Annotated in this window: 3 protein-coding genes; 2 read left to right on the top strand and 1 reads right to left on the bottom strand. The window is 72.8% G+C overall.

Features of this window, described 5'->3' with window-relative positions; all coding sequences use genetic code 11:
• Positions 1-38: 38 nt before the first annotated feature.
• The gene (locus E1258_RS31465; protein ID WP_132407480.1) at positions 39-1355 is read left to right on the top strand and encodes a DUF2252 domain-containing protein; all 1317 of its coding nucleotides are present in this window, start codon (positions 39-41) and stop codon (positions 1353-1355) included.
• Between the two features lie 18 nt (positions 1356-1373).
• On the opposite strand, the gene E1258_RS31460 is transcribed toward E1258_RS31465, so the two are convergent.
• Positions 1374-2420, bottom strand: coding sequence for a glucose 1-dehydrogenase (locus tag E1258_RS31460; protein ID WP_207919888.1), 1047 nt, complete (start codon positions 2418-2420; stop codon positions 1374-1376).
• Positions 2421-2571: 151 nt separating this feature from the next.
• Between E1258_RS31460 and E1258_RS31455 the strand changes: the two genes are divergently transcribed.
• A partial coding sequence (locus E1258_RS31455; protein ID WP_132407476.1) for an NADH-quinone oxidoreductase subunit C occupies positions 2572-3134 on the top strand: 563 nt, incomplete at its 3' end.

The following is a 3134-nucleotide window of genomic DNA, read 5'->3' as shown; positions in this document are numbered from 1 at the left end:
TGGTGGGACGGTGGCGGGTTGGGATTAGCCTGCGGGCCATGAACCAGTCTGCGGACCAGCGTTCCGCCTTCATCGTCGACGTGCTGACCGAGGAGTTCGGCCAGTCGATGGCGCTCGACCCCGCGGCGTTCCGCCGCAAGTTCCGCAAGATGGCCGCCTCGCCGTTCGCCTTCTACCGGGGCAGCGCCTCGCTCTTCTACGCCGACCAGCGCGGCGACTTCGCCGACGACGCGTTCCTGGACGAGCGCACCAGCCGGGTGTGGATCCACGGGGACCTGCACGCGGAGAACTTCGGCACCTACATGAACGCCTCCGGGCAGCTCGTGTTCAACGTCAACGACTTCGACGAGGCGTACGTCGGGCCGTTCTCCTGGGATCTGCGCCGCCTCGCCGCCAGCGTCGCCCTGCTCGGGTACGCCAAGGCGCTCTCCGACCGCGTGATCGGTGACCTGGTCGCCGGCTTCGTCCGGTCGTACCTGACGGAGCTGCGGGCCATCGCCGCCGGTGGGGACGACGCGATCGGCTCGATCACCCTGGACAACGCCGACGGGGTGCTGCGCCGGGTGCTCCAGCAGGCCCGGCTCAACACCCGGGTCGACCTGCTCGCCACGCAGACCACCATCGACAACTACGAGCGACGGTTCTCCCTCGGCGACGGGGTGTACGAGATCGACGGCGACACCCGGGACAAGGTCTGCGCGGCGTTCGCCGACTACCTCGGCACCCTGCCGAAATCCTCGGCGAAACTGCGTCCGGTATCCGCGCACATCAAGGACGTCGTGCTGCGCAAGGGGGTGGGCATCGGCTCGGCCGGGCTGCCGTCGTACAACCTGCTGCTGGAGGGGCACACCCAGGCGCTGGAGAACGACGTCGTCATCTACATGAAGCAGGCCCAGGTGCCGGCGGTGGCCCGACACATCGACGACGAGCGGGTGCGGTCGTACTTCCGGCACCAGGGGCACCGGACGGCGGAGTCGCAGCGGGCGCTCCAGGCGCACGCCGACCCGTGGCTGGGCTTCACCGAGCTGGACGGGGCCGGCCAACTCGTCGCCGAGGTCTCCCCGTACGCGGCCGACCTGGACTGGGCGGACGTCAACGAGCCGGAGGAACTGGCCGGGGTGCTGGCGGACCTGGGCCGGGCGGTGGCCCGGATGCACTCGGTGGCCGACGACGAGTCCAGCCACGACCTGGTCGACTACTCCACCGAGGAGGCGATCGTCGCGGCGGTGGACGCCGACCCCGAGGGGTTCGTCACCGGGCTGGTGGAGTTCGCCCACGCGTACGGGCTGCGGGCCCACGAGGACCACCGGCTCTTCGTCGACCTGTTCCGCAACGGCCGGTTGCCCGGCATCTGAGCACGGGCGGGCCGGCGCTCAGGCGGTGAAGTCGAGCACCACCTTGATGTCGTCGCCGGTGGGGGTGTACGCCTCGGCGTACGCCGCCACCGGCACCCGGCGGGTGATCAGCGCGTTCAGCCAGGACTGGTCGGCGCGGGCGAGCGCCGTGGCGGCCAGGTCCCAGTGCCGGCGGTTGGCGTTCACCGAGCCGAACACCACGTTGTTCTCCAGCACCAGCTCCCGGTTGAGCGCCCCGGCGTCGAAGTCGAGGCTCCGGCCGCCGCTGGACACGCCGGTGAGGCAGACGATCCCCGTCGGCCCGGCCTTGCGCATCGCGTCCAGCACGACCGACGGGGCGCCCGTGCACTCCACCACCACGTCCGGGTCGAGGTCGAGAGCCCGCATCGGCCCTGTGTGGTACGTCGCGCCTAGCGCCCGGACCAGGTCCGGTTTCGGCCCGGTCGAGGTGCGGTCCAGCACGTGCACGGCGAACCCGCGCTGGGTGGCGAGCAGCGCCGCCAGCAGGCCGATCGGTCCGGCCCCGGTGACCAGCACGGTCTGCGGCTGCCACTCGGCGCGGGCCCCGATGCGCTCGATCTGGTCCCACGCCTTGGCCACCACGCTGGTCGGCTCCAGCAGCATCCCCACCGGGGCGAGGGCGGGGTCCAGCCCGACGGCGAAGCGCGGCTGGACCCGCCACCGGTCCCGGGCGAAGCCGGGCAGCCCCTTGATGCCGTGCTCGGTGTACTCGCCGTTGCGGCACATGTCCCACTCGCCGACCGCGCAGTTGGCGCAGGGCACCGGGTCCGGGTGCCGGACGATGCCGACCACCAGGTCGCCGGGGTGCAGGATGCCGCTCGGGTCCTCCAGCACCCGGCCCAGCGACTCGTGGCCGAGCACCAGGGTCGGCGTCCCGGGCGGGGCCTGGCCGAAGGAACCGTCGACGATCTCGTGGTCGGTGCCGCAGATCCCGACGGCCAGCGCCTCGACGAGGATCGCCCCCTCCTCGGCTGGCGGCTCCGGGTGGTCGTCCACCAGGCGCAGCGAGTTCGGGACTCCTGGGGTGACGGTCACGGCGCGCACGATCCTCATCTTTCCCCGCCGGGCCCGTCGCCGCCGGGCAAACCGGCATCCGGTCCGGTGTCCGGCCCGGCGGGTGTCCGGTGTCCGGCCCGGTGTGCGCTCCGGCGTCCAGGCCGGCATCCGGGCGGGCGTCGGCCATAGGATCAGCGGCATGACTCCGGAAGAGGTCGGCCAGCGGCTGGTGGCGCTGCTCGCGCCCGTCGAGGCCATCGCGTCGGTCTCCGGCGGCCAGGCGTACGCCCGGGCCACCGTCGACGTACCCCCGGCGGGCTGGCGCGACGCGCTGCGTGTGGCCCGGGACGACGCCGACCTGGCCTGCGACTTCTTCGACTGGCTCTCCGCCGTCGACCAGCTCGCCGACGGCTGCGAGGTGGTCGCCCACCTGTGGTCGACCGGGCACCGGCACGGCCTGCTGCTGCGTACCCGGGTGTCGTGGGACGCGCCCCGGGTGGACTCGGTCGTCGACCTCTACCCCGGTGCGGCCTGGCACGAGCGGGAGACGTTCGAGATGTTCGGCGTCGACTTTCCCGGCCACGGGGAGCTGCGTCCGCTGCTGCTGCCGCCTGAGTTCGAGGGGCACCCGTTGCGCAAGGAGTTCGTGCTCGCCTCCCGGGTGGCCAAGCCCTGGCCGGGCGCGAAGGAGCCGGGTGAGTCGACCGCCGGCGGCCGGCGGGCGGTGCGCCCACCGGGCGTACCGGCCCCGGGGGAGTGGGG

The organism is Micromonospora sp. KC207, assembly GCF_004348615.1.
In the GTDB taxonomy this organism is placed as follows: domain Bacteria; phylum Actinomycetota; class Actinomycetes; order Mycobacteriales; family Micromonosporaceae; genus Micromonospora.
The sequence above is the reverse complement of the archived record's forward strand: the minus strand, read 5'-3'. Positions and strand labels throughout refer to the sequence as shown.

Coding starts and splice junctions, on each gene's coding strand:
- E1258_RS31465 (WP_132407480.1), top strand. CDS start 39: ATGAACCAGTCTGCGGACCAGCGTTCCGCCTTCATCGTCGACGTGCTG.